General features: G+C 53.5%; 23 protein-coding genes. 19 read left to right on the forward strand and 4 right to left on the reverse strand.

Going from position 1 to position 26,490, the window contains the following annotated elements:
• Positions 1-17: 17 nt before the first annotated feature.
• Genes queA through yajC form a run of 3 tightly spaced genes read left to right on the forward strand, consistent with a single transcriptional unit; the run spans position 18 to position 2,567 of the window.
• A complete protein-coding gene (gene queA / locus NSS64_RS03970; protein WP_341139288.1) occupies positions 18-1,046 on the forward strand; it encodes a tRNA preQ1(34) S-adenosylmethionine ribosyltransferase-isomerase QueA in 1,029 nt (342 codons plus the stop codon).
• A 21-nt stretch (positions 1,047-1,067) separates the two neighbouring features.
• Positions 1,068-2,204 (forward strand): tRNA guanosine(34) transglycosylase Tgt, encoded by a 1,137-nt coding sequence (gene tgt / locus NSS64_RS03975; RefSeq protein WP_340938732.1) that lies wholly within the window; start codon positions 1,068-1,070, stop codon positions 2,202-2,204.
• A gap of 45 nt (positions 2,205-2,249) precedes the next feature.
• Positions 2,250-2,567, forward strand: a complete 318-nt coding sequence (gene yajC, locus NSS64_RS03980) for a preprotein translocase subunit YajC (RefSeq protein WP_340938733.1) — start codon at positions 2,250-2,252, stop codon at positions 2,565-2,567.
• An 89-nt stretch (positions 2,568-2,656) separates the two neighbouring features.
• Here yajC and NSS64_RS03985 read toward each other — a convergent pair whose 3' ends face one another.
• Complete coding sequence (locus NSS64_RS03985; protein ID WP_340994070.1) at positions 2,657-3,496, reverse strand: phosphatase PAP2 family protein; 840 nt, start codon at positions 3,494-3,496, stop codon at positions 2,657-2,659.
• 99 nt (positions 3,497-3,595) lie between these two features.
• Entirely contained in the window at positions 3,596-3,988 is a 393-nt protein-coding gene (locus tag NSS64_RS03990; RefSeq protein WP_341139289.1) for a TIGR04086 family membrane protein, read from the reverse strand.
• Between the two features lie 200 nt (positions 3,989-4,188).
• On the opposite strand from NSS64_RS03990, the gene NSS64_RS03995 reads away from it, so the two are divergent.
• Positions 4,189-4,998 (forward strand): DUF421 domain-containing protein, encoded by an 810-nt coding sequence (locus tag NSS64_RS03995; protein ID WP_340938737.1) that lies wholly within the window; start codon positions 4,189-4,191, stop codon positions 4,996-4,998.
• On the opposite strand, the gene spoVB is transcribed toward NSS64_RS03995, so the two are convergent.
• Positions 4,995-6,596: a stage V sporulation protein B gene (gene spoVB / locus NSS64_RS04000; RefSeq protein ID WP_340994069.1), complete on the reverse strand. Its 1,602-nt coding sequence runs from the start codon at positions 6,594-6,596 to the stop codon at positions 4,995-4,997. The genes NSS64_RS03995 and spoVB overlap by 4 nt on opposite strands.
• A gap of 214 nt (positions 6,597-6,810) precedes the next feature.
• On the opposite strand from spoVB, the gene NSS64_RS04005 reads away from it, so the two are divergent.
• The 6 genes from NSS64_RS04005 (at position 6,811) to NSS64_RS04030 (ending at position 13,558) form a co-directional block, all read left to right on the forward strand.
• Complete coding sequence (locus NSS64_RS04005; protein WP_036690543.1) at positions 6,811-7,062, forward strand: post-transcriptional regulator; 252 nt, start codon at positions 6,811-6,813, stop codon at positions 7,060-7,062.
• A 233-nt stretch (positions 7,063-7,295) separates the two neighbouring features.
• Positions 7,296-8,549 (forward strand): protein translocase subunit SecD, encoded by a 1,254-nt coding sequence (gene secD, locus NSS64_RS04010; protein WP_341139290.1) that lies wholly within the window; start codon positions 7,296-7,298, stop codon positions 8,547-8,549.
• The gene (gene secF, locus NSS64_RS04015; RefSeq protein ID WP_340938741.1) at positions 8,539-9,438 is read left to right on the forward strand and encodes a protein translocase subunit SecF; all 900 of its coding nucleotides are present in this window, start codon (positions 8,539-8,541) and stop codon (positions 9,436-9,438) included. Before secD ends, secF begins: the two co-directional genes overlap by 11 nt.
• Positions 9,439-9,559: 121 nt before the next feature.
• Positions 9,560-10,525: a cation diffusion facilitator family transporter gene (locus NSS64_RS04020; protein WP_341139291.1), complete on the forward strand. Its 966-nt coding sequence runs from the start codon at positions 9,560-9,562 to the stop codon at positions 10,523-10,525.
• Positions 10,526-10,554: 29 nt separating this feature from the next.
• Positions 10,555-12,957, forward strand: coding sequence for a single-stranded-DNA-specific exonuclease RecJ (gene recJ / locus NSS64_RS04025; protein ID WP_341139292.1), 2,403 nt, complete (start codon positions 10,555-10,557; stop codon positions 12,955-12,957).
• Positions 12,958-13,039: 82 nt separating this feature from the next.
• On the forward strand, positions 13,040-13,558 hold the full coding sequence (locus NSS64_RS04030; protein WP_036732465.1) for an adenine phosphoribosyltransferase: 519 nt from the start codon (positions 13,040-13,042) through the stop codon (positions 13,556-13,558).
• A gap of 112 nt (positions 13,559-13,670) precedes the next feature.
• Here NSS64_RS04030 and uraA read toward each other — a convergent pair whose 3' ends face one another.
• Positions 13,671-14,981: a uracil permease gene (gene uraA, locus NSS64_RS04035; protein WP_209872306.1), complete on the reverse strand. Its 1,311-nt coding sequence runs from the start codon at positions 14,979-14,981 to the stop codon at positions 13,671-13,673.
• A gap of 312 nt (positions 14,982-15,293) precedes the next feature.
• On the opposite strand from uraA, the gene NSS64_RS04040 reads away from it, so the two are divergent.
• The 9 genes from NSS64_RS04040 (at position 15,294) to NSS64_RS04080 (ending at position 26,404) form a co-directional block, all read left to right on the forward strand.
• Positions 15,294-17,474, forward strand: coding sequence for a RelA/SpoT family protein (locus NSS64_RS04040; protein ID WP_340938746.1), 2,181 nt, complete (start codon positions 15,294-15,296; stop codon positions 17,472-17,474).
• Positions 17,475-17,502: 28 nt separating this feature from the next.
• A complete protein-coding gene (gene dtd / locus NSS64_RS04045; RefSeq protein ID WP_340938748.1) occupies positions 17,503-17,946 on the forward strand; it encodes a D-aminoacyl-tRNA deacylase in 444 nt (147 codons plus the stop codon).
• A gap of 386 nt (positions 17,947-18,332) precedes the next feature.
• Positions 18,333-18,497, forward strand: coding sequence for a hypothetical protein (locus tag NSS64_RS04050; protein ID WP_155991691.1), 165 nt, complete (start codon positions 18,333-18,335; stop codon positions 18,495-18,497).
• A gap of 158 nt (positions 18,498-18,655) precedes the next feature.
• Positions 18,656-19,162, forward strand: coding sequence for a type 1 glutamine amidotransferase domain-containing protein (locus NSS64_RS04055; protein WP_341139293.1), 507 nt, complete (start codon positions 18,656-18,658; stop codon positions 19,160-19,162).
• Between the two features lie 59 nt (positions 19,163-19,221).
• On the forward strand, positions 19,222-19,683 hold the full coding sequence (locus NSS64_RS04060) for a hypothetical protein (RefSeq protein ID WP_036732344.1): 462 nt from the start codon (positions 19,222-19,224) through the stop codon (positions 19,681-19,683).
• Between the two features lie 1,378 nt (positions 19,684-21,061).
• Positions 21,062-22,321 carry a histidine--tRNA ligase gene (hisS, locus tag NSS64_RS04065; RefSeq protein WP_340994064.1) on the forward strand — a complete coding sequence of 420 codons (1,260 nt, stop codon included), beginning with the start codon at positions 21,062-21,064 and terminating at the stop codon, positions 22,319-22,321.
• 50 nt (positions 22,322-22,371) lie between these two features.
• A complete protein-coding gene (gene aspS / locus NSS64_RS04070) occupies positions 22,372-24,150 on the forward strand; it encodes an aspartate--tRNA ligase (protein WP_340994063.1) in 1,779 nt (592 codons plus the stop codon).
• A gap of 76 nt (positions 24,151-24,226) precedes the next feature.
• Complete coding sequence (locus NSS64_RS04075; protein WP_341139294.1) at positions 24,227-24,985, forward strand: tRNA threonylcarbamoyladenosine dehydratase; 759 nt, start codon at positions 24,227-24,229, stop codon at positions 24,983-24,985.
• A 117-nt stretch (positions 24,986-25,102) separates the two neighbouring features.
• A complete protein-coding gene (locus tag NSS64_RS04080) occupies positions 25,103-26,404 on the forward strand; it encodes an NCS2 family permease (protein ID WP_340938754.1) in 1,302 nt (433 codons plus the stop codon).
• Positions 26,405-26,490 lie beyond the last annotated feature (86 nt).

The following is a 26,490-nucleotide window of genomic DNA, read 5'->3' on the forward strand; positions in this document are numbered from 1 at the left end:
GGAATGAAGATCCTATTATGAATGTTGAACTTTATGATTTCAATCTGCCGGAGGAGCTGATTGCCCAGACTCCGCTTGCCGACCGCAGTTCATCCAGACTGCTGCTGGTAGACAAGGAGAGCGGGCAACTGGACCACGGTCATTTCACGGATATACTGGGGCAGTTCCGCCCGGGCGATACGCTTGTACTTAATGATACACGGGTTATTCCCGCCAGACTGTTCGGAGTCAAGGAAGATACCGGAGCCAAGGCGGAGGTCCTGCTGCTTAAGAATCTCGAAGGGGACCGCTGGGAGGCGCTGGTGAAGCCTGGCAAGAAGCTGAAGACCGGAGCGGTCATTGTCTTCAGTGAAGAGCTTCGTGCCGTGATTGAAGATGAAGCAGATATGGGCGGGCGGACACTCCGCTTCATTTATCAGGGGATTTTCCAGGAGATTCTGGACAGGCTCGGCTCCATGCCGCTTCCTCCTTATATCAAGGAAACCCTGGATGACCGTGAGCGTTATCAGACTGTGTACGCCCGGCATGAAGGCTCGGCGGCAGCGCCGACAGCCGGACTGCATTTCACCACTGAGCTGCTGGAGCAGATTGCAGCCATCGGTGTGAATATCGTCTATGTCACACTACATGTTGGTCTGGGGACCTTTCGTCCGATGTCTGCCGAGACCGTGGAAGAGCATGTCATGCATGCCGAGTATTTCGAGCTGTCGCGGGCAGCAGCGGATGCTCTCAATGAAGCCAGAGCAAGAGGCGGAAGAATCATAGCTGTAGGCACCACCTCCTGCCGGACCCTGGAGACCGTAGGCAGACAATGCCAGGGCGGGCCGATTGAGGCATGCAGCGGCTGGACGGATATTTTTATCTATCCGGGTTATGAATTCACTGTCGTCAATGCACTGATCACCAATTTCCATCTGCCCAAGTCAACCTTGGTCATGCTGGTAAGCGCTTTGGCTGGCCGGGAGCTGATTCTCGCCGCATACGAAGAAGCGATTAAGCAGCAGTACCGGTTCTTCAGCTTTGGCGATGCAATGTTCATTTATTAAGCAAGAGGAAGGGTTAAACCAATGGCAGCAATCACTTACGAACACATTAAGACCTGTAAGCAATCCGGGGCACGGCTCGGAAGAGTCCACACCCCGCACGGAATTATTGAGACACCCACCTTCATGCCGGTGGGCACCCAGGCTACTGTCAAGACGATGAGTCCTGAAGAGCTTAAGCAGATGGAAGCACAGATTATTCTGAGTAATACGTACCATCTGTTCCTTCGTCCGGGTCATGAGATCATCGGCGAAGCGGGCGGCCTGCATAAGTTCATGAACTGGGACCGCCCGATCTTGACCGACAGCGGCGGCTTCCAGGTATTCTCCCTGAGCGACATGCGTAAGATCACCGAAGAAGGGGTTCATTTCCGCTCCCATCTGAACGGGGACAAGAAGTTTCTGTCTCCCGAAGTCGCTATGGAGGTCCAGAATGCGCTCGGCTCCGATATTATGATGGCCTTCGATGAATGCCCGCCTTATCCGGCAGAATATGAGTATGTGAAGAAATCGCTCGAACGTACCACCCGCTGGGCCGAACGCTGCCTCCGAAGCCATGCCCGTCCGAATGACCAGGGACTGTTCGCTATCGTACAGGGAGGCATGCATGAGGATCTCCGCCGCCAGAGCGCGGCTGATTTGACTTCCATGGATTTCCCGGGGTATGCTATTGGGGGACTCAGCGTCGGAGAGTCCAAGCAGCTTATGTATGAAGTGCTGGATTACACGGTTCCGCTGCTGCCGCAAGGGAAACCGCGCTATTTGATGGGCGTAGGTTCACCGGATGCGCTGCTGGAAGGGTCAATCCGCGGAATAGACATGTTCGACTGTGTTCTGCCTACCCGTATTGCCCGTAATGGAACAACAATGACCAGTCAGGGGAGACTCGTCGTGCGTAACGCCCAGTATGCCCGTGATTTCGGGCCGCTGGACCCGGAGTGTACCTGTTACACCTGCCGGAACTATTCCCGTGCTTATCTGCGTCATCTGATTAAGGCCGACGAAACCTTCGGCTTGCGGCTGACAACGTACCATAACTTACACTTCCTGCTGGAATTGATGCGTAAAGTGCGTGAAGCCATCATGGAAGATCGGCTGCTTGATTTTCGCGATGAGTTTTTTGCACAATACGGATTATATGATAATCTAAAAGGCTTCTAGAGAGTACGGAGTGTTCATGTTTATTCTTGAAAGGGGGGAAATGATATGTCACAGTTTTATATGGCAGCAGGTTCAGGCGGCGGCGGAGGCAGTATTCTGGGTCTTGTAGGTCCTTTTGTACTGATGTTTGTCGTGTTCTACTTCCTGCTGATTCGTCCGCAGCAGAAGAAGACCAAGGCACGTAACGGAATGCTCAAAGCGCTCAAGAAGGGCGATAAGGTCGTTACCATCGGCGGTCTGCACGGAACGATCATGGAGATTTCGGATGACATCGTTATTCTGCGGGTTAATGATGTGACCCGATTGACGTTTGACCGGGGCTCGATCAGTCACGCAGTTGTGGAAGTAGAAGACAAGATGTAATAGTCTCTCTGCTTAATTACATAAAAATCGGCGTTTCTCTTAGGAGAGAACGCCGATTTTTTTATACGCGATATGCGGAATTGAGGGCCTTAACGTGTATTGGTGACCCGGCCCCGCACTCTCAAGCCCTGTTCCCCGCTGCGCAGGGTAAGCTTGGCAAGCGGTACGGCGATAGCCGTGGACAGTACAGCCAGCAGGGTGCCGCCAATCATGTCGGTCAGCCAGTGAATGCCGAGATAGAAGATTCCAAAAACGATAATAACGGCTGAGATTGTACTGATCACCATCCAGCGGCGGTTGCCTGAGCGGTAAGCGAGCAGAGCCATGGATACAGAGATAGCGGTATGTAGGCTCGGGAAGCAGTTATTGAGGCCGGATAGCGGCCGGTATTCCTGTTCAAACCTCGGGAAAACATCCAGCATGATGAACCGAACCCCGGCAGGCGCATAGGACCATACCTCATTGACCGGAAAGTACAGATAGAACGGAATAGCGATAGCATAGGTTAAAATAATGGTGTAGCAGGTCGCATAGAGGATCACACGGTTTTTGTCCAGCAGATAGATCCCCAGTGAGGCCGCCAGCACGGCTTGCAGCATGAAGATATAGAAGAAGACAATCACCGGTGTCAGCCAGGGAGCGTAGAACAGCTCTTGAACCATCCGGACGAAATGCCCCTCCAGGCCGAAGATAAAACCTGTGTAATCTGCGGTCAGCCGCATCTTTTCTTCGATCTGCAGCTCATATTTATTCAGGGCAAGAATGCTGAACATTCCTATAATAATGAGTGTGAATTTATAGGATCTCAGCAGCTCTCTCCCGATTTCAACTAAGGCCATCAGCGGATTGCGCCGTGCGCCGATCCAGATTAAGATCACAACAATGGCAACGGTATATACTACTACAAGATTCATGGATTGGTACAGCAAAGCATTCGAAGCCTCCTTGATAATCGCTCATATGAAGTCAGACATAGGTAGTGTACCATATTTTCAAGGGAAGGTTTCAATTTTCGAAAATTATATTAATTAGGATTTCTGTAAATTAACTCCAAACATTCCTCCAAGTGCGCTAATGCCTGCAGCCGCCAGAACCCACAGGAAGTCTATTCCCCCCGGCGAACTGTCAAGAGCCAGAAATCCGATCAGCAGCACAGCCAGTCCGTATAGCAAGCCGGTGAGTGCGCCCTGGTACCAGCCTTTGCGGACGGCCCTGCTGCCTGCGGTCAAGCCTCCGAATGCGGCAGCGACGCCGTGCACAATGTAGGTGTACATGGTGAGATCCTGTTCCTGCAGTCCACTGCCCCAGAGCAGGAGGGAGAGGATGAACGCACCCAGCATCATCCACAGGAACGAGCGGATTAAACCCGATAATACCGGACTAGATATTTTCCATGAGAATAGACGCCTGATTACAGACATGGTAAAACCCCCTAAAAGTTTGTTAACCGGATACTAATTATTGTATGGGGAGGCTTGCCCCAATAGTACAAGAATAGGCGGTATGACTTTTACCAGTAATTAATCAGCAGCTTTCCGAATGTTCCCTTTACGGTCAGGTCAGAATAGGGGTACATTAATCCGCCAGTATGGGGGAGTAGCGGAAGGGGAGCGAAGAGAATATGTTCCAGCATATTACGATCCATATCTTTCTGACCGTGCTGATGTATATCTTCATTTTCCTGAGCATGCGCATCATGGGCAAACGTGAAATCGGTAAGCTGTCTGTATTTGACCTGACCATTTCCATCATGATTGCCGAGATTGGTGTCTTTGTAATTGAGGATATCGAGCGCCCCATCTATGATGGTGTCGTTCCTATGGCGACTCTGGTGCTGATTCAGGTTATCGTCGCACAGCTCAGCCTGAAGAGCCGGAAGCTGCGCTTAATGGTGGATGGCAGACCCAGCATTCTGATCTCGGACGGGAAGATTCACCGGGGCGAAATGCGCCGGCAGCGGTATAATATTGATGATCTGCTGCTGCAGCTCCGCGGGCAGAATATTGTCAGTCCGGCAGATGTGGAGTTCGCTATCCTGGAGACAAGCGGGCAGTTAACGGTGATCGAGAAGAACCAGAATGTCACTTCATCCAATCAGTCGGGCAACAGCAGCTCCGGCGCAGAGCGGAAGGAGAAGAACAGCGATAGCCAGAAGGACTCCGGCAATGCTGAATCATCCGGCGGTGACTCTGCTTCTGTGAAGCTGCCGAAGCATAAGATCCGTTATGAAGGACTGCCGATTCCGCTGATTATGGACGGGAAGGTGCAGGATGGCAATCTTGAGATGATCGGCAAGAACCGGTTCTGGCTTAGAACCCAGATCCGGCAGAAGGGTGTCTCTGATTTCCGGGATGTTTTCCTGTGCTCCGTGGATCATAAGGGAGAGCTCTATATTGCCCCGATCAGCCCGGATAAGGGGAAGCAAACCTAACTGCGCCAGCGTCTGAAGAAGGGCACACGCTCCAGGTCACGCCTGGAGATCAGCCCGGATAACAGGCAGATGCTCAGATAGATGGCCATGCCGCAGAAGGCAGCGGCTAAGAATTGTATCCACTGCGACGGGGAGATCGGAACGGACGTATACACATACGACATCCCGGCGGCCATGATGACCGTAGCGGCCAGGATTTTGAGCGGGTCCGACCAGCGCAAGGACATGGCGGTGAGCTTGACTACACTGTAGCCGTGCAGAAGCGTGACAAGTAAGCTGTTGACCATAATGGCGATGATGGCGCCCAGAATGCCGTACTCGGGCCGGGAGGCCAGCAGGAGAATCAGCAGGATTTTGACAACGGCTCCTATCAGCGTATTGATCAGTGCCTTACCCGGCCGGTCCATGGCCTGAAGGGCAGCCTGCAGCGGGGCCTGGACATAGAGAAACACAGCGAACGGGGCCATCATCCTAAGCATAGGGGCCGTATCCGCTGCATTGCCGTACATTAGCGTACAGAGCGGTACGGCAAGAATATACATAACAGCAGCAAACGGGGCACCGGTCACCATGGCGAGCCGCAGGGCCTGGTGCATTCTTTTGTGAATCGTGGGCAAATCGTTGCGGGCTGCGGCCTCGGATAAGGAAGGGACAAGGGAGACGGCCAGCGAGGAGCTGAGCACACCCGGCAGCAGCAGCAGCGGAATCACCATTCCCTGCAAGGAACCATATTGTGCGGTTGCGGCGGCGGCTGCGATTCCGGCAAGCGCGAGGCTGCGCACGGTAATAATCGATTCCAGAAGGTAAGAGAATGAGCCGATCAGCCGTCCGGCAGTTACCGGTATTGAAATGCCGATGAGACGCTTAAAGACAGGTGTAGTCGTCTGCGCGGGTTCGCGTCCGGCACTGCCCTGCGTATCCTGAACCATAGTATCTACGATAGGCGGGAGTTCAGACCTGTCTTTTTTGTCGTTAAAATAATATTGCCCCAGCAGGGCCAGCATTCCGGCGATCTCCCCCACAGTCACGCCCAGCATCGCACCCGCAGCTGCAAAGGCGATGCCCTTCGGCAGCAGCATCCAGGAGAACCACAGCATGAAGAAGATCCGGATGACCGATTCCAGCACGGAGGAGAAGGCTGAGGGAATCATATTCTGCCTGCCTTGAAAGTATCCCCGGTAGATGGATGAAACGGCGACGATGGCGATCATGGGGGTCATGCTGACGAAGGTATAATAGACACGCTGGTCCGTCAGAAGAACGCTGGATACCCAGGAGGCGCTGAACAGGGCGACGAAGGTGAACACAATGCCCAGCGACAGGCTGAGAGCGAGGCCGGTTTGCAGGATTTTGCGCGACTGCTCCGGGCGGTTCTCCCCTTCGGCTTCGGCAACCAGCTTGGCAATCGCCAGCGGGATTCCCCCCGTAATTACCGTAATGAGCACAATGAAAAACGGGTATCCGAGCTGATACAGACCCACTCCCTCAGCGCCGATGATCCGGGGCAGGGCAATCCGGGGAATGAAGCCAAGCATCCGGTTAATGATACCGGCGAGCAGCAGGATGATCGTTCCTTGTATAAAGGTCTGTTTCCTCACAGGGCACTCCTTCTTCCTACATATGAGATGAAACTGCAGGTGAATTACCGCCATAACCAAGCCAGGCTTGTATAAGGATATGCGGGTACAGGTGCGCTGCATGACAAGCATTCTGTAGACAAGTTTTTTGGTCTTAAGCAGGAAAGTGTGAGCGCAGGGTCGAATACGTACCACTGAGCATACGTAATTGAGGAATCTTTGGAGGTGCCTGCACGTGGAATCGGAACAATGGAGATATGACGAGCTTAGTGAAGATATCGAAGCCATGTGCATCAGCAAAGCGGAGGAATTCCGGCTCCTCGGCTATGAATATGTGACCGGTAAGGATATTTGGGATTGCATCAGCCGCAATTATGCCAAGGAGGGAAGACCTCCCCTGCACAGGCTGGTCAATGACATTTATTCACTCAAGTCAGGCAGTTATATGACTTATCTGACCTTGGCGGCCTACCGGGGATTGAATTAACGGGGGGATTTGTCAAAAGGAACGATTTTCTTTTGCAAACGGGTACGGGAAGCAGTAAAGTAAGTAAAGAGTGTTCAGACTTGTCCTATCAAACGGAGGTATCTTCGCTTTGCAGCAGAACCTGCCGTTTCTTTGTGTGAATCAAGACACCGTCATTCCTTCTGAATTGACGGTCATTTCGCACGTAGCTATAATAGGAATATTGATGTAATGAAAGGGGAACTAGCTAGAGCATGAAGAGAATGATGAGCTTTATCATTACCGTGGTCGTTCTAACCGGCGTCATGGTATTTACTACTCCCGGGCTGCTGGACAGAGTCCGTCTGGGTCTTGACCTCAAGGGCGGATTCGAAATTCTGTACCACGCCGAGCCAATGGATACGGGAGGAACTCTGACCCGCGCTTCACTGCAGAAGACTGCAGAGAGCCTCGAGAAGCGGGCGAATGCACTCGGAACCAGCGAGCCTGAGGTGACCACCGAAGGTACGGACCGCATCCGTCTGAAGATCGCAGGTGTGACGGACGAAGCAGAGGTCCGCAAAAAAATGAAAGAACCCGCAGTTCTGACCTTCCGCAGTGCCAATGAAGGGGATGCTCCCGGGGTATACAGCAAGATTGAGCTTGTAGGCAGTGACTTTGTTGAAGGTGCGGCAGAGGTTCAGCGCGATCAACTGAACCGGCCCGAAATCAGCATCTCCATCAAAGACAAGAAGAAATTCGCAGAGATTACCGAGCGCCTGCTGGGTAAGGAACTCGCCATCTATCTGGATGAGAATCTGTTATCTTCGCCTCCCACGGTACGAGCTGTCCTGACCGATGGTAAGGCTTCGATTTCCGGGGGATATACACTGGATGAAGCCCGTGAGATTGCCGATACCATCAACCTCGGTGCTTTGCCGCTGAAGCTGACAGAGAAATATTCCCAGAGCGTAGGCGCTACACTGGGTAAGCAATCCTTGGATGAGACCGTCAGAGCCGGGATTGTCGGTTCTGTGATTATTTTGATCTTCATGCTGCTTATGTACCGTCTTCCGGGCGTACTGGCCAGCTTCGCGCTGATCCTGCACACCTGGCTGCTGATTCTGGTATTTGTCCTGGCAGACTTTACACTGACCCTTCCGGGGATCGCCGCGTTCATCCTCGGTATAGGGATGGCCGTCGATGCCAATATCATTACCAATGAACGGATCAGGGAAGAAATGCGCAGCGGGAAGGGCATTATGTCTTCCGTCAAAGCAGGGAACAAGACCTCCTTCCGTACAGTTATGGATGCGAATATAACCACTATTATCGTAGCGGCTGTCATGTTCGCCTTCGGTACGGGTGCGGTTAAAGGCTTCGCACTGATTCTGATCGTGGAAATTGTACTAAGTATCGTAACAAACCTTTATTTTGCCCACTGGCTGCTGACAGTGCTGGTTAAAGCCGGCGCACTCAAGAAGCCGAAGCAATTTGGGGTAAAGGAGAGTGACATCAGTGCGCTTTAAGAAAGAGCTTGATTTCGTACATTTAAGTAAATTCTTCTATATCTTCTCGATTGCCCTTACTGTGGCGGGGCTCGTCTTTCTGGCAACCTTTGGCCTGAACTACAGCGTTGACTTCAAGGCCGGGTCCAATGTGGACGTAGCGCTCTCCAAGAGTGTCACGCTGGCTGAGCTGCAGCCGGCTCTAAAGGGTGCGGGCATCGAGCATGAACCAACCGTTACCATCGGCGACAAGCGGGTCAACATCCGCTATGATCAAGAGCTGAGTGATGCACAAAGTGAGACCCTCAAGCAGTCAATCAACAAGATTGATGACAAGGCGTCTTTTGAAATCAATACCGTAGATACTGAGATGGCCAAGGAACTGGCCCGCAATGCGATCTATTCCGTGCTGCTATCCAGTATCGGGATTATCATCTATGTAAGTATCCGTTTTGAATGGCGTTTTGCGCTGGCTTCCATTGTGGCGCTGCTTCATGACGCATTCATGGTAGTGGCGGTCTTCTCGATCTTCCGTCTGGAGGTAGACATCACCTTCATTGTCGCGGTGCTGACCATTATCGGTTACTCGATTAACGATACCATCGTTATCTTTGACCGGATCCGCGAGAATCTGCGCTTCGGCAAGCAGAAGTCGTATGAGGATCTGAAGCACCTGGTTAACAAAAGTGTAATGCAGACACTCATGCGTTCTCTTTATACAGCCTTCACTGTATTTATTGCCGCATTCTTCCTGCTGATTATGGGCGGGGAGTCGATCCGTATGTTCTCGCTTGCTATGGTTATCGGTCTGCTCTTCGGAGCGTATTCATCGATCTTCATCGCAAGTCCGCTCTGGCTGCTCCTGAAAAAGAACCAGAAGCCTGCGGCGAAGACCCCGGCCAAAGCCTAGCACCCGGTTGTTCTGTAAGCCGCGTCTGTAGCGACGCGGCTTTTCGGAATCTCCGGGTCAGGGCGTCTTGCTTGATTTCATCATCATGAGTTTACCTGCTAGTGGTAAGGAGGGCCTCGTTATGAATGACAAACCATTACCCCGGAAACAAACCGTTGCCTGGACCGGAATCCTTAGTGATGTTCTACTCGCTCTAGCGAAGGGAAGTATCGGTTATCTGTCAGGCAGCAAGGCATTGTTGGGGGATGCAATCTATTCCGGAGCAGATGCCGCTGCCAGACTGGCGGGGGTGATTCCGTGGAACCTGAATCAGAGTCACAAGGCAGAAGGCTCAGCGGAACGCGGCCGGGCTGCGCAAGGAAGCAAGGAGCCGATGGCGGCTATTCTGTTCTCTGTGCTGATTATTATGGGCGGGCTGCAGGTTGCCTTCTCGGCGATACGTGATTTGACCCGGGGACATCTGTCTGCACCGGGGCAGTCAGCGCTTGCCGCTGTCCTGCTGTGCATTGTGTTCAAAGAGGCGGTGTTTCAATACCAGTACCGTTATTTCAAAAAAAAGGGCGACGGCAGTCACGCGGCTTATGCTGATAGCCACAGGTTCAGCCTGTACACCTCTATAACTGTATTTATCGGGATTGCCCTGGCCATGACTGGAGGATACCTGGATTGGCATCCTCTGCTGTATATGGACCCCATCGCAGCCTTGCTGACCGGCTGTCTGATTCTGCGCAAAGGCTATTCATTAATTACTTCCTCAGTGTACAGCAAAAAGATTCAGGAGCTTCCTTCCGAGGAAGCAGCCAGCTTCATTGAGACGGTTCAGCGGGTGCATGGAGTCATCCGGGTGGAGCAGCTCCGGGCGCTGGAGGAAGGCAGTTATGTGAATCTGCATGTGAAGATTAGTGTGAATCCGCGGATCAGCGTGATGGAGGCCCAGGATATTTCAGAATGTGCCCGCAAGCTGCTGCAGCACCGGTTCGTTCATGTAGGCGAGGTTCATATGGATGTTGTGCCGTATGATCCGGGTTATCCTTATAAAAGCAATCACGAGCTCGCGGACAACGATATTCCCACGCTGCTTCAGTAGTCTGCAAGGTGAGAGAAAGGTGAACTGTATTGCTTCATTCAAAAACAAGCTGGCAATCTCCGGCAGCCGATTCCGAGCGTATTTCGGAACTGGCCCGGAGCCTTTCTATTTCTCCGCTCCTTTCTTCACTGCTGGTGCAAAGAGGGTTGGATACCGCCGACAAGGCACGGGTATTCATGGATTCAGGAGCGGAAGATAGACATGATCCATTCCTGCTCAAAGGAATGGCTGAAGCGGTGCCGCGGATACAGAAGGCACTGCAAGAGGAAGAGCATATTCTGGTGTATGGTGATTATGATGCAGACGGGGTTTCCAGCACTGCGCTGATGATCTACCTTCTGCGTCATCTTGGGGCCTCTTTTGACATTTATATTCCCCATCGCTCCAATGAAGGCTATGGACTGCATAATCATGCGCTGGACTGGGCGGTCCAGCAGGGTGTATCTCTCGTCATTACGGTTGATACTGGTATCAGTGCCTATCATCAGATTGCCTATGCCTCGGAGCTGGGCATTGATGTTATTGTCACGGATCATCATGAGCCGCCGGAGCTGCTGCCCGAGGCGTATGCCCTGATTAACCCGAAGCTGCCGGACTGCCCGTATCCCTTCAAGGGTCTGGCCGGAGTGGGTGTGGCTTACAAGCTGGCTGAGGCGCTCCTTGGCAGTGAAGTGCCTGAGGAATGGTGTGAGATTGCCGCTATCGGTACCGTTGCTGATCTGATGCCGCTGCTGGGAGAGAACCGCAGTCTGGTGCGCAGAGGTCTCAGCAGCATGCGGAATTCGTCGTTCCCGGGCATCCGTGCGCTGCTCGCGGTAGGCGGTATTGCGATGAACACCGTCAGTGCGGTCAATATCGCCTTCGGGATGGCGCCGCGTATTAATGCCAGCGGAAGACTGGATCATGCTGGCCGGGCGGTTACACTGCTGACCACAGAAGATGCGGCAGAAGCTGAGCAATTTGCCGGAGAGCTGGATCTGCTGAATAAGGAGCGCCAACTGGTTGTCGAGCGAATTGTCACCGAAGCCACAGTCAAGCTGGAGGAGAGAATCAGCCGGAGCGGACTGCCGGATATTATTGTGCTGGCGGACCAGGGCTGGAATGTCGGTGTAGTCGGCATTGTGGCCTCCAAGCTGCTGGAGCGGTATTACCGTCCGGTCATTATTCTGGACATTCATCCGGAGACCGGGATGTGCAAGGGCTCTGCCCGCTCCATCCCGGGCCTCGATATCTATGCTGCCTTATCCTCATGTGCCGGGCTGATGGACCACTTCGGAGGACATCCGGCCGCTGCAGGGATGAGTGTGCCGCAGGACAAGCTGGAAGCCTTCGATGCGGCGCTGAATAGCTATGCTGCGTCTGTTCTGACACCGGAGGACTTCGTAGCTGTTACAGCTGCGGATGGTGAAGTATCCATTGCGGATCTGACCCTCCAGGCTGCGCTTGAGCTGGAGCGGCTTGCGCCGTTCGGCATGGCCAATCCGCTGCCGAGATTCATTCTACGCGGAGCAGTTGTGAAGGAGACGCGGAAGATGGGCCAGGAGGGCAAGCACCTTAAGCTTGTGCTCCAGCAGGACAAGCTGACAATTGAAGCTGTAGCGTTCGGCAAGGGGCCGCTGGCTGAGCTGCTTCCGGACGGTACAGTCGTGGATGTTCTGGCAGAGCTGTCCGTCAATGAATGGAACGGCTCGCGCAAGCCTCAGCTGATGCTGCAGGATCTTGCGGTACCGAAGGCACAGCTGTTCGATCTGCGCGGCGCGGCCGATGCCGTCAAGCAGGCGGCGCATCTTCAGGAGCTGCTCCGCACCTATAGCGGAAGCAGTCCGGGCCGGAGTGCAGCGGTCTTCCAGAACAGCCGGACAACGCCGCTGCGTGATCTGAAGGGCATGTCCCTCTGGGTATACGATGAGGCAGCCGGGATCACTGCTGTACATCAGCCGGAGGGCACGCGTGACGAAGAGGGACTGTCACTGCTCTGTGTGCTGGATATGCCGGAGTCCCCGGAGCAGCTGGAAGCACTGTTTACTGCTTTTCCGGGGGCGGAGAACATTGCCTTGCTGCATTCAATCCGTGACGGGCGTGACCGGCTGCAGGTTCCTACCCGTGATCATTTCAAATCGTTATATCAATGGATTGCCGCAATTGCTGCAGCTCCAATTCCTGAGCATGAAGTGCTGCTGCGGCTCAGCCGCCAGTCGGCGCTTGGTGTGCGTATGGTGAGCAGAATGCTGGATGTGTTCGCTGAGCTTGACTTCATTGAGCGCAGCGGCGGCACAATCACCTTTGTCCCGCAGCCTGCCGCCAAGAGTCTGAGCACATCAGAGCATTTCGTCAGACTGGGCAAGACGGCGGAGATGGAGCAGTATTTCATGGAAGGCAGCCGCAGTGAATTGCAGGAATTCATGCTGTCACGGCGTTTAGGGGCCTCATAACAGCTAGACATGCTGTCTCGGTCATTTGGTTCGAGTAACTTCAGCGGGGATGATCCCCGCTTACTTTTAGGAGATGATGATGTTGGATTTCAAAAACAATATTCGCGTAATTCCGGATTTCCCCCAGGCTGGAATCAGCTTCAAAGATATTACTACACTGCTGAAGGACGGCGCTGCGTACCGTGCAGCCATCGATGAGCTTAAAGCTCTCGTGGCCCACCTGGAGATCGATGTCATTGCCGGACCGGAGGCGCGCGGCTTTGTAGTGGGCGCACCGCTGGCTTACGCGCTGGGGGTAGGCTTCGTGCCGATCCGCAAAAGCGGCAAGCTTCCTTATGAGACAATCGAAGTGGGCTATGATCTGGAATACGGCAAGGATACCCTCGCTGTGCATACCGATGCGATCAAGCCAGGCCAGAAGGTGCTGATTGCTGATGATCTGCTGGCTACCGGAGGGACGATTGCTACTTCTGTCAACCTGGTGGAGCAGCTTGGAGGTCAGGTGGTCGGCGCTGCATTCCTGATCGAGCTGACGGCTCTGGCCGGACGGGACAAGCTGTCGGATATTGAAGTGGTTACTTTGTTGACTTACGAGGATTAATCGTCGTGCCCGGCAACTTTTCCCGGGAAATATAAAGCGGACTGCTGTCGAATGAAGACAGCAGTCCGCTTTTTGTTGATGCGCTGGGTGGATAATAACAGATGTGAGTTATTTAATGTGCCGATTTGTCAGCTTCCTGTTCATTGGACAGGCCCAGAACCTCGATCAGCTTGAAGAGCAGGGCGAGGACCATACCGACGATAGTCGCCAGTGCCATGCCTTTCAGCTCTACACCGCCAAGCTTCAGCGAAATGCCGCTGATGCCGACAACCAGGACGAGCGTAGCCAGAATCATGTTAGTGGCTTTGGAGAAATCGACTTTTTGTTCAACGAAGATACGCAGGCCCGACGCCGCAATGACACCGAACAGCAGCAGGGATACACCGCCCATAACCGGCAGCGGAATGTTGGCAATGACCGAGGAGAACGTTCCGGAGAACGACAGCACGATGGCAATCACGGCAGCCCCCGCGATAACATATACCGAGTACACCTTAGTCAGAGCCATAACGCCGATATTCTCACCATAGGTTGTATTAGGCGTAGACCCCAGGAATCCGGAGAGTACTGTTGAAATCCCGTTACCCATCAGTGAGCGGTCCAGTCCCGGGTCCTTGGTCAGATCCTTGCCGACGATATTGCTGGTGACCAGCAAATGGCCGATATGCTCCACAATGACCACAAGCGATACAGGAATAATAGTCAGAATGACCTGCCAGTTGAAGGATGGGGTAATGATTGTGGGATGCGAGAGGAAGCTTGCTTGAGAGATGGCACCAGTATTCACTTCACCCAAGATATAAGCGAGTACATAACCGGTAACAATACCGATGAGGATATGAATGATTTTGGGGAAGCCGCGGAACAGCACGGAGCCGAGCACGGTAACACCAAGTGTGACGAGCGACAGGGTAATGGCTTTGCCGTCAGGTGTCCAGTCGGCGGTGGCCACACCTTCAGGTGCAATCAGTCCGGCCATCCGTGCGGCTACAGGCACAAGCTCCAGTCCAATCGTGGCCACAATCGCTCCCATAACTGCCGGAGGGAATACAATATCAATCCAGCCGGTACCGGCATAACGTACAATTAAAGCCACAAGAATGAATATAACACCAGTCACGATAAAAGCGCCCAATGCAAGCGAATATCCGCGCTCATGGTCGCCGGCATGCTCTTTCAGCACAAGCAGCACCGGAGAGATGAAGGCGAAGCTTGAACCCAAATAGGCGGGGATTTTGCCGCGGCAGATCAGAATGTAGAGCAAGGTGCCGATACCGTTCATCAGCAGGATCATGCCGGGATCTACCCCGAACAGGTTGGGAACAAGCACGGTGCTGCCGAACATGGCGAACAGATGCTGAAGACTCAGGAGGAAGCCCGGGCCCCAAGGGAGTCTTTCGTTAACTTGAATTTCGCGTTGCAATGGAGTTCACTTCTCTTTCTGATCTAATTTGATTTGACAATTCTTATCTTTTAAAAAACCGCCTTTACTAGATTAAATAGAACAGCGGGTTTTTACAACAACATTTTTATCCGTGCCACAAAATTGTCTTTTCTTGACCCTTTCCCTTACAGGAATACCACGCTATGGCAAGTGTTGACGGAATCCCTCGTAAGCGTCATAATTATAGACAACTTTAACCTGAGCGCAATGCAGCCGGGAACGTATGGAACCTGCAAATTCTGCATGCTTGCAGGTTCATTTTATTATAGAAGGGAAACGGATACGACGAGAATGGGCATAGAGCAACTAACCGAAAAGGCTGGCGCCTATATAAAAGAAAAAGATCTTCTCCGCATCCGTGAAGCTTATGAATTCGCCGATCAGGCTCATCACGGGCAGGTACGGAAGTCGGGGGAGCCATACATTCTGCATCCGCTGGCGGTCGCAGATATTGTCGTCAATATGCAAATGGATGTCATATCCATTATTGCTGCGCTGCTGCATGATGTTGTGGAAGATACGACGGTGTCCCTGGAGCAGATCCGCACGAAATTTGGCGATACCTGCGCCATGCTGGTGGACGGCCTGACCAAGCTGGAACGCATCCGCTTCCGCTCCAAGGAAGAGCAGCAGAACGAGAACTACCGCAAGATGTTCATCGCCATGGCCCAGGATATCCGGGTGATCGTGATTAAGCTGGCGGACCGTCTGCATAATATGCGTACGCTCAAATACCAGTCCGAAGAGAGTCAGCGCCGGATTTCTTATGAGACGCTGGAGATCTTTTGTCCCATTGCGGATCGGCTGGGGATCTCTGCGATCAAGTGGGAGATGGAGGATATTGCACTCCGTTACCTGAACCCGCAGCAGTACTACCGGATTGCGAATCTTGTACACAAGAAGCGGGCAGAACGCGAGCAGTTCATTGACAGTGTCATCGGCCGCATCCGCGCCAAGCTCGATGAAATGGGCATCGAAGGCGATCTCTCGGGACGCCCGAAGCATATCTACAGTGTCTATAACAAGATGAACACGAAGAACAAGCAGTTCAACGAGATCTATGATCTGCTGGCTATCCGCATTATCGTCGACAATATTAAGGATTGTTATGCCACCTTGGGCATTATTCATACGCTTTGGAAGCCGATGCCTGGCCGTTTCAAGGACTATATTGCTATGCCCAAGGCGAATATGTATCAGTCTTTGCATACAACCGTAGTAGGTCCGGGAGGAGAGCCGACGGAGGTTCAGATCCGCACCTGGGAGATGCACCGCACGGCCGAATTCGGGATCGCCGCCCATTGGGCGTATAAGGAAGGCAGCAGTAACAACGTTAATCCCGAGAACCGGATGCCGTTCTTCCGCGAGATTCTGGAGCTTCAGCACGAAGCCAAGGATGCCGAAGAATTTGTAGAATCGCTGAAGATGGACTTTTTCTCTGATCTGGTCTTCGTATTCACGCCTAAGGGTGAGGTAGTGGAGCTGCCTGCCGGTTCGGTGCCGCTGGATTTCGCGTTCCGCATTCATACCGAGGTCGGGAACCGGACAATCGGCTCCAAGGTGAACGGGCGTATTGTTCCGCTTGACCATAAGCTGAAGACCGGGGATATCGTGGAGATTCTGACCTCGAAGAATTCTTACGGTCCAAGCCGCGATTGGCTGAAGATTGCCCAGTCCTCACATGCGCGGAGCAAGATCAAGCAGTGGTTCAAGAAGGAGAAGCGCGAGGAGAACGTGGAGAAGGGCCGGGAGGCCATCGAACGCGAGCTGAAGCGCCTGAACGTGGAGGTCTCTGACTGGCTGACGGAGGACAAATTGTCCGAGGCTGCGAAGAAGTTCGCCTTCAATGATGTGGAGGATATGCTGTCGGCGGTCGGCTTCGGCGGGATTACCGCAGCGCAGATCGCCTCCAAGCTGACTGAGAAGCTGCGTAAGGACCAGGAGGAGGCCGCAGGCCATCTGGAGCTTACCTCCGAGATGAAGGCGATCAAATCCAGCGGAGAGAAGCGCAACCAGCCGACCAACGGGGTCCGTGTCAAGGGGATCGACAATCTGCTGGTACGCTTCGCACGATGTTGTAATCCTGTGCCGGGCGACGATATCATCGGATATGTGACCCGTGGACGGGGCGTATCGGTGCACCGTGAGGATTGTCCGAACCTTCCGAACGAGATGGACGGGGAGGAAGCAGCCCGCGTGATTGAAGTGGAGTGGGAAGGCAGTATGGAGGCTAATTACAGCGTCGATATTGAGATTACCGGCCACGACCGCAACGGGCTGCTGAATGAAGTGCTGCAGGCGGTATCGGAGAGCAAGACCAATATTTCAGCGGTCACCGGGCGCTCCGACAAGAACAAGATGGCGATGATCCATATGACGATTCTGATCCGCAATACCGACCACCTGCAGTCTGTGGTCGACAAAGTGAAGCGGGTCAAGGATGTGTATACCGTTAACCGTATTATGCAATAGGTGCTAAGGCAAGGAGCTGAAGGATGAGATGAGAGTCGTTGTGCAGCGCTGCAAGAACTCCAGTGTGACGGTAGACGGTGCAGTGACCGGAGCCATTGGAGAGGGCCTGCTGCTGCTGGTCGGCGTAACCCATGAGGATACAGAGAAGGATGCCAAGTATTTGGCTGACAAGGTTGCCGGACTGCGGATTTTCGAGGATGATGCCGGTAAAATGAACCATAGTGTGACAGAGGCCGGCGGGGCCATTCTGTCCGTCTCCCAATTCACACTGTACGGGGACTGCCGCAAGGGCAGACGCCCCAACTTCATGGCGGCAGCGGCTCCGGCTGAGGCAGAGCGGCTCTACGACTACTTCAACCAGGTGCTGCGTGCCGGAGGGCTACAGGTTGAGACCGGCGTGTTCGGAGCGATGATGGATGTCGCCCTGACCAACTGGGGACCGGTTACGCTGCTGCTGGACAGTAAGGGTTAGGATTAGAGCCGGGCAGACGCCGCTTTAACTGTAAATATAAGAATTTATATGTTTCACACGATAATTTATCCTTCTATTTCTCGCCGAAACGGTACCGTCCTTTAAAAGGACGGCAAAGCCGTTTCCACTTGATAAGATACATCACGGGACTCCACAAGCTGGGGTCTTTTTTGCTGTGGAGGTAATCGGGCATAATCTAAGCGGGAAGGCGCATACAGTGTGCTGGAGCGGAGGCGATCGGGCGGGATGTAAGCGGAAAAGCGGACACACTGTGCTGATGCTACGAAGGTCAATGGGTTCTATTTAATCCCTGCCGGATAGCCATCCTCGCAGGTGGATAGACTAGGGATGAATGACTATTCACAAGTTGCGGGGAGTCCGAAGTGATGAGACAAGCACCGAAAGCATGGATGTGGAACACGATACAAGGTCATAAGGCGGGGTCTGCGGCTGAAGCTTCAGCGGAAGCGAAGGAAGCCGGCGGGCTGCGGGAGATGCAGGAGATGCAGGGAATGCGTGGAATGCGCCGCGGTCTTCTGCCCCGGACTTAGAAGAGGGAAGGGCAGCGGACTGCTTTTTTCGACGCATAGAGATTGTAGTTGTGAAATAAGAATTTGCATCGAACCTGCCAGGGCTCGTTATAAAGCGGGGGAATGAGGGTAATAGATTGACATGAACGAAAGCAGCGTAGAGAGGAGATATGGATCTCATGAGTAAAGTAGCTTTTCTGCTCGCCAATGACTTTGAAGATTCTGAAATGAAGGTTCCTTACGAAGAAGTTCTACAGGCAGGACATCAGGCAGAAATCATCGGTCTGAAGAGGAATGAGACCCTGCTCGGCAAAAAAGGAAGCGTATCCTATGCCGCCGATAAAGCGGTCAGCGAGGTCACAGCCGCAGAGTATGATGCGATAGTCATTCCAGGCGGATCTTCGCCGGAGAATCTTCGTCTTGACCCGGATATTCTGCAATTCGTGAAGGATGCTGACCGTGCAGGCAAGACGATTGCCGCTATCTGCCACGGGCCGCAGATTCTGATCAGCGCTGAACTGCTGCAAGGACGCACGCTTACCTCCTATCCGCCGCTGAAGGATGATCTGATCAATGCCGGTGCGGAGTTCAAGGATGAAGAGGTCGTCGTAGACGGCAATTACATTACTTCACGCACACCCAAGGATGAGCCCGCTTTTGTGCGTGAGCTGCTTAAGGTGTTGTAATACAAGAAATATCTGCATAAACCGTTTGGCATAATACAACTTTATGGGAGGGATTTACAATGACTAGAAGAATCCAAGCCTATTTCAGTACAGAAGATGCAGCGGAAGGTGCTAAAACTTCTTTGATTCCTTACGGTGTAGAGGGGATTGAGGTATCGGCGTTAACGGACCCTTTGGATAATGGAGTAAATAACCGGCGCAACATTCTGATCCCGCTGGGCTCCACCAATACCGCTTCAACAGGTGCCGGAGGCGTTTACGCTGCCGGAGGTGCAACGGGTATGGGGTCCGGGGCGGCCATTGTTCCGGCAGTTGCGGCAGAGGATGATCTGAAACGTACGGATGAAGTACGCGCCGATGAAGTACGCACGGAGGGCGAAGTGCATAGAGGGGAAGAGCTGACAAGCAGTGACCTGGAGCACTTGCATTATGTTATGGATCTCAAGGTAGCCGAGAATCATTACAACGAGGTTGTAGAGGTTCTGCGCGGCAAGCAGGCCTATGTGGAGATTTTTGATTAAAAGGGACCGCGGTATCCCGCCGGTATACACTTCAGCTCCAGCCCTCCGTTATGGAGAGGCTGGAGCTGTTTTTTAGATTTGGAGATGAGTATCCCTTGAATACATCCATGAGAAATCCTGCCAAAAGTGCAACATTACTGCCCGAAAGAAGCGGTCAATGCTGAAATCCTGAACGAACTGCAACAATTTCAGCGCTAACTTGCTCTAAACACCGAAATTTGTGCAAATAATGCAACAATGTACTTCAACCAGTAAAAGATATAGAGAAATCCTGCTAAAAGTGCAACATTACTGCCCCAAAGCGGTGCTCGCAAGCAGGCACACGACCTGAATGTATGTGAAAAACAGCATACATTGTGTTCGCGCGAAGGTAATCTTATTCATCCATCCGTTAGAATGATTTTGTTCTGCCGCAAAAAGAAAAAACGGCAGGATATATGTAGACAGGAACAGGGGGATAGTGTAACCTATGGATTAGCATGACAGCGGGGATTTGGACGGCTTGGTGAAACGCTTTCTTTTCTGTAATGCAACTGTAACACTCCATTCATGATTCCTTAATATAGCGTGTTTATAATAGAAGCATGACCCCCTTTTTTATAATATATGATGATGGACCTGCAGCAATCGGCTGCAGGTCACTTTTTTGTTTTAGGGTTGGCGCATGAGTGAGTCCCAGCAGAGTGAAGCGGACTGAGAAGCGCCTATTTGTCCAAAAAACGTTATTTTGAAGCGGACGCGGACTGAAATTCCGTTATTAGGTTGATTTGAGCGAATAATGAGGTATATGTAGGTGCATAGCGGAATCTGAGTCCGGTTAGGCTGAGAATTATGAGTTTTTGCCCCAATAACGGAATCTCAGTCCATTTGGCGGAAGGAACGCTGTTGCATATAGCTTATTTTATTCAATCCTTGACTTTAGCGCAGTGGTTCAGTAGAATCTAACAGTATACGGTAAGTTATATTGTTTTGATGACGGGACCAAGTAATCCGTAACCCACAACCCCAGAGAGGAATCCCGCAGATCATGGCTGTCGTCCAGGTAAGGAGGACACATGTTGATCCGCAAGGCTGTAAGGATTCTGTTGATGAACGGACGAATGACCTCCCCGAGAACGCACGGCGAACGCAGGCAGATGGATTGCCTATAGTCAGTAGCCGAATGCGCGTAGGCGGGCGTTAACCGCTTAGAGCGGATCTGGAGGCAGAGCAGTTGCCCCGATTCGGAATGTGGGTGGTACCACGGGTGAATTATTGGTTATGATAATCCCTCGTCCCTGTTTGTAATGAACAGGGCGGGGGATTTTTTGTTGTTTTTAGAATCAGAGACAATGAGTTCCATGAAGCGTAAGAGGGGTTATTTTCAGGAGGGATAGGCGTGGCTAAAGAAAGATTCGAGAAACCGACAGGTACACAGGATGTGCTGCCGGGTGCAGTAGAGAAATGGCAGGTGGTGGAGGCTAAGGCCAGAGAACTGTGCCGCCGCTTCAATTACCGGGAGATTCGTACCCCGCTGTTCGAGCACACCGGGCTGTTCGAGCGCGGAGTCGGCGAAACAACGGATATTGTAGAAGGTGAGATGTATACCTTCAAGGATAAGGGCGACCGCGATCTGGCGCTGCGTCCCGAAGGGACAGCAGGCGTGGTACGCGCGTATGTCCAGAACAAGCTGTACGGGGAGCCGGATGTCAGCAAGCTGTATTATATCGGACCGATGTTCCGTTATGAACGTCCGCAGGCCGGCAGATACCGCCAGTTCCATCAGTTCGGCATCGAAGCGTTCGGCGCGGTGGACCCGGCGATTGATGCTGAAGTCATCTCGCTTGGATACCAGTTCTACATTGATCTGGGGCTGAAGGATGTGCGGGTAGAGCTGAACTCGGTCGGCAATGCGCCGAGCCGTGCGGCTTACCGCGAGAAGCTGCTGGATTTCCTGAGACCGATGAGAGAGAGCCTGTGCAGCGACTGCCAGCGGCGGATGGAACGCAACCCGCTGCGCGTGCTGGACTGCAAGGTTGATCAGGACAAGTTCGGCGGTGCGCCTTCTATTCTGGACAGTCTGGATGAAGAGTGTACAGAGCATTTTGCGAAGGTGAAGGGGCATCTGGATGTGATGGGTGTGGAGTACAGCATCAACCCCCGCCTGGTGCGCGGCCTTGATTATTACACGCATACAGCGTTTGAGTATAAAGCGGCAGGCATTGGCTCCATCGACACGGTGGGCGGCGGCGGCCGGTACAACGGTCTGGTCGAGGAGATCGGCGGACCGGATCAGCCGGGCATCGGGTTCGGGATTGGCCTGGAGCGGATTCTGCTGATTCTGGAGAATCAGGGTGTGTCGCTGGAAGCGGCAAAGCCGCTGGATGTGTATTTCGTCGCATTAGGTGAAGCAGCAGATCTGGAGATCACGAAGCAGCTGTTCCGTCTGCGCAGCCTTGGATTCTCGGCGGAGCGCGATTACCTGGGACGCAAGATGAAGGCGCAGATGAAGTCGGCGGACCGCATGTCAGCCCGGTATACTGCGATTCTCGGTGAAGACGAGCTGAATAGCGGCGTCATCGCACTGAAGTCGATGGAGACCGGCGAGCAGCGGACTGTGAAGCTGGACGAACTGGCAGAGGCGCTGATTCAGAATTAGACGGAAAGCCAAGCATATGTAATTTTAATCATGAAGGGGTAGGATAAAAGATGACCAGAAGCCATAACTGTGGACAATTAACGACAGCGAGCATCGGTGAGACAGTAACATTGAACGGTTGGGTGCAGACCCGCCGTGACCTTGGAGGCGTGCTGTTCATTGATCTGCGCGACCGGACAGGGATTGTACAGATTGTATTCAATCCTGACTATTCCGGAGAAGCGCTGCAGATTGCCGATAAGGTCCGCAGTGAATACGTATTGTCCGTGACAGGTAAGGTAGTTAAGCGTGATGAAGAGACTATTAACCGCAACCTGCCGACCGGTGAGATTGAAGTGCAGATTACAGACATCGAAGTGCTGAATGCGGCCAAGACGCCTCCATTCTTCATCGAAGACGGAGTGGAAGTAGACGAATCCCTGCGCATGAAATACCGTTACCTGGATCTGCGCCGTCCGGAGATGCACAAGACGCTGCTGCTTCGTTCCAAGTCGGCTAAGATCTTCCGCGATTTCCTGGACAGTGAAGGCTTCATTGATGTAGAAACGCCGATCCTGACCAAAAGCTCGCCGGAAGGCGCACGTGACTATCTCGTGCCAAGCCGTGTGCATGAAGGGGAATTCTTCGCGCTTCCGCAGTCACCGCAGATCTACAAGCAGCTGCTGATGGTCGGCGGCATCGAGCGTTATTACCAGATGGCCCGCTGCTTCCGTGATGAGGACCTGCGCGCTGACCGCCAGCCGGAATTCACGCAGTTCGATATTGAGACCTCGTTCATGCCGCAGGATGAGCTGCTGTCGATGATGGAGAAGCTGATGCAGCGTCTGCTGAAGGAGACGATTGGGGTTGAGGTATCCGCACCGTTCCAGCGGCTGACCTATGCCGAAGCGATCGGCAAATACGGCTCGGACAAGCCGGACCTGCGGTTTGGCCTGGAGCTGGTAGAGATGAATGATATCGTTGCTGAGAGCGGCGTGAAGGTATTCGCTTCCGTGATCGAGAAGGGCGGAGAAGTGAAATGTCTGAACGCCAAGGGCTGCGGCACCTGGACACGTAAGGAGATTGACGATCTTGGACCATACGCTGCACGCTACGGCGCCAAGGGTCTGGCCTGGATTCAGGTCAAAGACGGCGAGTTCAAGGGACCGATTGTGAAGTTCTTCTCCGAGGAAGAAATCGCTGCCGTGAAGGAGCGCACAGGTGCCGAGGATGGCGACCTGCTGCTCTTCTCCGCTGATACCAAGAAGGTGGTAGCCGATGTGCTTGGCGCCTTGCGTCTGAAGATCGGCCGCCAGCTTGGTCTGATCGACGACAGTGTGTTCAAATTCGCCTGGGTAACGGAATTCCCGCTTCTCGGCTACGATGAGGACCAGAAGCGTTATGTGGCTGAGCATCACCCGTTCACACGTCCGATGGACGAAGACCTGCATCTCTTCGATACCGATCCTGGCGCCATCCGTGCACAGGCGTATGACCTGGTGCTGAACGGCTACGAGGTGGGCGGCGGTTCCCAGCGTATCTACAAGCGTGACGTTCAGGAGAAAATGTTCAATGCACTCGGCTTCTCGCAGGAGCTGGCCTATGAGAAATTCGGCTATCTGATGGATGCCTTTGAATACGGCACGCCTCCGCATGGCGGCATCGCGTTTGGCTTCGACCGTCTGATTATGCTGCTGGCCGGCCGCACGAACCTGCGTGAGACCATTGCTTTCCCTAAGACGGCAAGTGCAACGGACCTGCTGATGGATGCCCCATCCCCGGTGGATGCCGGACAACTGGAGCAGCTGCACATCAAGCTGGCACCGAAACCGGAGAAAGAAAAGAAATAAATTAACTATGGACTGACGGGGCGCTCCAGGAGAGCAGAGGGACGTCCCGGAAGCCTTGCCCAAGGAGGCTGACATCATGCTGAATCAGTTCTCGCGTACGGAGCTGGCGATCGGGCCGGAAGGCCTGGCGATCATGAAGAACAGCACAGTAGCTGTGCTGGGGATCGGCGGAGTTGGCGCTATGGCGGCGGAAGCGCTGGCCCGGACCGGCATCGGCCGGATTATCCTGATTGATAAGGATTCGGTGGATATTACCAACATCAACCGCCAGCTCCATGCGCTGACCACGACCATCGGCCAGAACAAAACCGATCTGATGGTGGACCGCATCAAGCTGATTAATCCGGACTGCGAAGCGATTGCGCTGAATATGTTCTACACCGAAGAGACGTATGAGGAGCTGTTCAAATACAAGCTGGACTATGTGATTGACGCTTCGGATACGATTATCTATAAGATTCACCTGATCAAGGAATGTCTGGCCCGGAAGATCCCAATGATCTCCAGTATGGGGGCGGCCAACAAGATGGACCCGACCCGCTTCCAGGTCGCCGACATCTCCAAGACCACCATGGACCCGATTGCCCGGGTGATCCGCACCAGACTGCGTAAGGAAGGCATCAAGAAGGGCGTGAAGGTGGTCTTCTCCACCGAGAAGCCTGTGAAGCCGCGCGAAGATGTGACGGAGCAGATTGTGCCTGCGAATGCGCCGGACCGGCGCAAGGCGAAGCAGCCTCCGGCCAGTACTTCTTTTGTCCCCCCTGTAGTCGGCCTGATTATGGTCAGTGTAACGGTACGGGATTTGCTCGAAACGGGCGGCATTACATTTGAATGAATTTTATCAGGTAAAAGGGTGTGTAGCCGGCTTCCGGCTATATGCCCTTTTATTACGGTATGTTTTATGGGGATATACTTGACATCCTATGAGAAGAACTTAAGTGGAGGTTGTTACATGAAATCGAATATTTGGCGGAATAGCGTGGGAATGGAGCCGGGTGACAACTGGAAGCAGGAATGGGCGGCCGGCATCCTGTCGTATTTCGCTTCGGTATATATTGTAATGGTTAACGCGGCGATCCTGGCCGATGCAGGCATGCCGCTGCGGGCCGGGATGGTTGCCACGCTGCTGACAGCGGTCACAGGCTGCCTGCTCATGGCGTTTGGCGGCAAAACGCCGATTATCGTGGTCCCGGGTATGGGGATCAATGCTTTTTTCACCTATACGCTGGTGCATTCCATGAAGCTGGACTGGCGTGAGGCGCTGGCCGTGGTAGTGGTGACCGGGGTGCTGTTTGCCATTGTGGCCTTCACCTCGCTCTACCGCATTCTTAGCGACGCGATTCCCCATAATCTGCAGCATGCGATCACAGTCGGCATCGGGCTGTTCCTGACGTTCATCGGCCTGCAAAAAAGCGGGATTGTCATTGCCCACGCCACCACCTTCGTCGCCATCGGGCATTTCAGTGATCCTGCGGTCATTACCTCGGTGGTGACGCTGCTGCTGGCGCTGGTGCTGTTCATCCGCGGCACACGCGGCGGTCTGCTGATCAGTATGCTCGTCGGCACAGGGCTTGCCTATCTGCTGGGGGCCGCTCATGCGCCGAAGAATACCGAGCCGGGACATGTGTTCAGCGGTTACGGCAGCGTGTTCGCCAGTATGGACTGGAGCGGATTCGTCAGTCTCGTCTTCTGGATTGCCGTCTTCCTGCTGCTGCTGATTGTGGTGTTTGAGAATATCGGCCTGATCTCTTCCCAGACACTGATGGCAGGACGCCCGGAACGCTTCAAAAGCAGTCTGCGGGCGCTCTCGCTCGCCAACATCGCGGCAGGTCTGTTCGGCAGCAGCCCGGTGGTCGCCGCTGCCGAATCCACCGCCGGGATTGCGGCAGGGGGCCGCTCCGGCTTAACTTCACTCGTCACCGGCCTGCTGTTCGGGGCAACCTTCCTGTTCATACCGCTGCTGGCTTATGTGCCGGACAGTGCGATTGCGCCGATTCTGATCGTGATCGGCGGGCTGATGGTGCAGAGTGTGCGCGAGATGGATCTCGGCGACATGACGGAGCTGTTCCCGGCGTTCCTGGTCATGGTGATGATTCCCTTCACCTATAGCATTGTGGACGGCATGGCGTTTGGCTTCATCACCTATCCGCTGGTGAAGCTGGCTACCGGCAAAGGCAAGGAGGTTCCTCCTGCCTTGTACGGTATTGCCGGGCTGTTCATCGCGAACTTCGTGCTGCATGCGCTGATGGGCTAACAGTAAAGGCGGAAGGGGGAAGCAGCGCTTCCCCCTTCCGCTTATCCGCAGCTTAGACACCATCTAGAAATACATGGCATTCCCTG

It is taken from the genome of Paenibacillus sp. FSL H8-0122 (genome assembly GCF_038005345.1).
In the GTDB taxonomy this organism is placed as follows: Bacteria; Bacillota; Bacilli; order Paenibacillales; family Paenibacillaceae; genus Paenibacillus_AQ.

Excerpts from the sequence above, each read along its gene's own strand:
- queA (WP_341139288.1), top strand. The coding sequence starts at position 18 with ATGAATGTTGAACTTTATGATTTCAATCTGCCGGAGGAGCTGATTGCC.
- tgt (WP_340938732.1), top strand. The coding sequence starts at position 1,068 with ATGGCAGCAATCACTTACGAACACATTAAGACCTGTAAGCAATCCGGG.
- yajC (WP_340938733.1), top strand. The coding sequence starts at position 2,250 with ATGTCACAGTTTTATATGGCAGCAGGTTCAGGCGGCGGCGGAGGCAGT.
- NSS64_RS03990 (WP_341139289.1), bottom strand. The coding sequence starts at position 3,988 with ATGTCTGTAATCAGGCGTCTATTCTCATGGAAAATATCTAGTCCGGTA.
- NSS64_RS03995 (WP_340938737.1), top strand. The coding sequence starts at position 4,189 with ATGTTCCAGCATATTACGATCCATATCTTTCTGACCGTGCTGATGTAT.
- secD (WP_341139290.1), top strand. The coding sequence starts at position 7,296 with ATGAAGAGAATGATGAGCTTTATCATTACCGTGGTCGTTCTAACCGGC.
- NSS64_RS04020 (WP_341139291.1), top strand. The coding sequence starts at position 9,560 with ATGAATGACAAACCATTACCCCGGAAACAAACCGTTGCCTGGACCGGA.
- NSS64_RS04040 (WP_340938746.1), top strand. The coding sequence starts at position 15,294 with ATGGGCATAGAGCAACTAACCGAAAAGGCTGGCGCCTATATAAAAGAA.
- dtd (WP_340938748.1), top strand. The coding sequence starts at position 17,503 with ATGAGAGTCGTTGTGCAGCGCTGCAAGAACTCCAGTGTGACGGTAGAC.
- NSS64_RS04050 (WP_155991691.1), top strand. The coding sequence starts at position 18,333 with ATGAGACAAGCACCGAAAGCATGGATGTGGAACACGATACAAGGTCAT.
- NSS64_RS04055 (WP_341139293.1), top strand. The coding sequence starts at position 18,656 with ATGAGTAAAGTAGCTTTTCTGCTCGCCAATGACTTTGAAGATTCTGAA.
- NSS64_RS04060 (WP_036732344.1), top strand. The coding sequence starts at position 19,222 with ATGACTAGAAGAATCCAAGCCTATTTCAGTACAGAAGATGCAGCGGAA.
- aspS (WP_340994063.1), top strand. The coding sequence starts at position 22,372 with ATGACCAGAAGCCATAACTGTGGACAATTAACGACAGCGAGCATCGGT.
- NSS64_RS04075 (WP_341139294.1), top strand. The coding sequence starts at position 24,227 with ATGCTGAATCAGTTCTCGCGTACGGAGCTGGCGATCGGGCCGGAAGGC.
- NSS64_RS04080 (WP_340938754.1), top strand. The coding sequence starts at position 25,103 with ATGAAATCGAATATTTGGCGGAATAGCGTGGGAATGGAGCCGGGTGAC.